The organism is Klebsiella sp. MS 92-3 (genome assembly GCF_000195655.1).
Taxonomy (GTDB): domain Bacteria; phylum Pseudomonadota; class Gammaproteobacteria; order Enterobacterales; family Enterobacteriaceae; genus Klebsiella; species Klebsiella pneumoniae.
The window spans coordinates 38,555-41,657 of record NZ_GL882751.1 but is presented as its reverse complement, the minus strand read 5'-3'; the positions used below and the strand labels follow the sequence as shown (position 1 = coordinate 41,657).

Annotated in this window: 2 protein-coding genes; one reads left to right on the top strand and one right to left on the bottom strand. The window is 60.8% G+C overall.

From position 1 onward, the window contains the following. The coding region (locus tag HMPREF9538_RS22080) for an AsmA family protein (RefSeq protein ID WP_009484219.1) at positions 1-1,928 on the bottom strand (1,928 nt) is incomplete at its 3' end. A gap of 194 nt (positions 1,929-2,122) precedes the next feature. On the opposite strand from HMPREF9538_RS22080, the gene HMPREF9538_RS22090 reads away from it, so the two are divergent. Then, a complete protein-coding gene (locus HMPREF9538_RS22090; protein WP_002921434.1) occupies positions 2,123-3,052 on the top strand; it encodes a sugar kinase in 930 nt (309 codons plus the stop codon). The last annotated feature ends 51 nt before the right edge of the window (positions 3,053-3,103 follow it).

Here is a 3,103-nt window from a genome sequence, read left to right as displayed (position 1 = left end):
CGGACAATCAGCGGCCCGGCCTTCACCCCCGCCTGCGGCGATTTAAAGGTGCCCCGGACATACAGCGGGGAACGCAGGGTGATCACCCGAAAGCCTTTGCTTTCCGGATCGATGGTCAGGTCCAGCTGCTCGGAGGCGAAGCTGGCGGTCCCGGTCACATTGATCAGCGCGTTTTCTGTATCGAAGGCAAAAATCTGCGGCCGGGCGACGCCATTGGTTACGTCGATATTGGCCGCAGCGCAGTTTACCCGAACCTCCTCATCGCCAAAAATCTGGCCGATCAGGTAGTTACCGACGTTAAGACCGAGGATTTCCATCAGGTTGCGACTGATCAGTCCGTCGTTCATCAGCAGCTTCAGGTTACCGTTGCTGTTGCCGAGCAGGGCCGCCACCGAGTTGCCGCTGCCGCGCAGCTGGACGTCGCCATTCATCTCGCCGAGGGTTTTCTGCATCATCTCGACGTTTGGCATCAGCGCCTTCAGCTTCAGGCGTCGCGCCTGCAGATTGGCCTCACCCTGCAGCGGCTTTTTATCGCCCTGCAGGTGTACGCTGCCGGCAATCGACCCGTTGGCCAGGCCAAAGCGCACCGGCTGCAGGCGCAGGTCACCATCCTCCAGAATCACATGGGTCGACAGATCGCTGATCGGCAGGGTGCCGCCGTGCTCAATTCTCCGGCCCTTAAAGCGCACATCGGCATCCATCACCTGCCACTTGTCGGTTTCAAAGCGGTCCGCCGGCAGCACTTTACCCGCCGGCTGCGGCCGGTCCCCCGCCTGGCGCGAAGCGCTTTTCTTCGTCCCTTTGCCGGAATCGACGCCGATTAATGGCCCGAGGTCCGCCAGACGCAGCTGCTTCGACTCCATATCGCCGCTGAGTTTCGGCCGCGGCTTGCCGGTGGTGTAGGACAGGGAGCCATGAATGTCGCTATCGCCGATTCGGCCGTTAAAATTCTGATAGTTAAAGCGCATGCGGTTTTTTTGCGTAAAGTCGGCGCGCAGGCGGCCGTCGGTGGAGAATGACGGCGTCTCCGGCAGCAGCACGCCGGTCAGGTCGTAGAGATCGCGCAGCGAGTCGCCGGCGAATTTTAGCCGCAGGTCAATGCCGCCGACGTTGAGCGGGTCGCTGACCGTGCCGCTGAACGCTACCCGGGTGTTACCGGAGTGGAAGTCGCCCTGCAATGGGAAGGGGGCGCTTGCGCTGCGCAGGGCCAGCATGCCGCCGATTTTCCCGTTGCCGGTGACCGGCTGGCCCTTGTAGCGGCCCTTCAGCGACAGACCAAAGACATAGTCGCCTGGTTTCGCCGCGCTATGGCGATCCTTTGTGCCGGTCACTTCGCTGAACGGCAGCGGTTTGCCGAGGGGATCGACGAGGATGGTGATATCGCTGCGGGTGATCTTGTCGTCAATGGCGATAGTCCCGCGATCAAAGAGAATATTATCGAGGCGAAAGGACCAGCTGGAGGGCGCGCTGTCGCCCGAAGTACGCTTATCGCCCGCCAGCTGAAAGGTCCAGTTATTGTTGTCTTCCGCAAGGCGGATCAACCGTACGTCGGGCTGCTCCAGCTTGATCCACGGCAGGTACACCGTTTTGCTCAGCAGCGCCAGCGGGGCAAGGGTCGCCTCCACCCGCGGCAGATGGATCATGGTCACCTGGGGAATGGCCGGCGGGTTGCCCAGCACGATATCCTCCGCGTGTACGTGGGGCCACGGGATCCAGCTGCGCCAGCCGCGCTCGTCCGGCTGCCGCTCCCAGACCACGCCGAGATCGCCGCGGATGGCGAACGGGCGGTTAAGTTCGGCGGACACTTTCTGATTGATCGTCGGCTTCAGCCGGTTCCAGTCAAAGGTGGCCAGCACGATAAAGAAAAGAACGATCAGCAATAGTATCGTTCCTGTGATGATAACCAACGTTTTACGGGTTCTGCTCATCCCTACTCCGCTCCTTTTGCATCACGTCAGTCCTGAATATAGTCAAAAAGCGGCGTTTATCCTGGAAATGCGCTTTTCGTCACATTACGCGCGTCAGGTCAAAAAAATAATGGAACGATGTTTTAATATGATTGACCAGCAAAACAGCGCAGCGCACACTAGCGCTTATATCGATTCCATTGCAGGTTCTGGCTATGTCTAAAAAAATTGCCGTTATTGGCGAATGCATGATTGAGCTGTCAGAGAAAAACGGGGCCGTTAACCGCGGCTTTGGCGGCGATACCTTAAACACCTCGGTCTATATCGCGCGGCAGACGGATGCCAGCGCATTGAGCGTCCACTACGTCACCGCCCTGGGAACCGATGCGTTCAGCCAGCAGATGCTCGACAGCTGGCAACAGGAAAACGTCAACACCGATCTTATCCAGCGGATGGCCGACCGCCTGCCGGGACTGTATTACATTGAAACCGATGACACCGGCGAGCGCACCTTCTACTACTGGCGCAACGAGGCGGCGGCAAAGTTCTGGCTGGAGAGCGATCGCGCGGCGGCGATTTGCGAAGAGCTGGCCACTTTCGACTATCTCTATCTGAGCGGCATCAGTCTCGCCATTCTCAGCCCGGCCAGCCGCGACAAGCTGTTCACGCTGCTGCGTGAGTGCCGCGCCAACGGTGGCAAGGTGATCTTCGACAACAACTATCGTCCGCGCCTGTGGGCCAGCCAGGCGGAAACGCAGCAGGTCTATCAGGAGATGCTCGCCTGCACCGATATCGCGTTTCTGACCCTCGATGATGAAGACGCGCTGTGGGGAGAAAAACCGGTTGCTGAGGTGATCGCCCGCACGCACGCCGCCGGCGTGGAAGAGGTGGTGGTGAAGCGCGGCGCGGATGCCTGCCTGGTCTCGGTTAGCGGGCAACCGCTGCGGGAAGTGCCGGCCGTCAGGCTGGCCAAAGAGAAGGTGGTGGATACCACCGCCGCCGGAGACTCCTTCAGCGCCGGCTACCTGGCCGTTCGCCTGACCGGCGGCGATGCCGAATCCGCCGCCAGACGCGGACACCTGACCGCCAGCACGGTGATCCAGTATCGCGGGGCGATCATCCCGCGGGAAGCGATGCCGCAGTAATTCTCCGCACAAAGCGCTCTCCGGCCCCCCCCCGGGCGCCCGGGGGGGGGG

Bases quoted from the DNA above. Each gene is read 5' to 3' on its own strand.
- HMPREF9538_RS22090 (WP_002921434.1), top strand. From the start codon at position 2,123: ATGTCTAAAAAAATTGCCGTTATTGGCGAATGCATGATTGAGCTGTCA.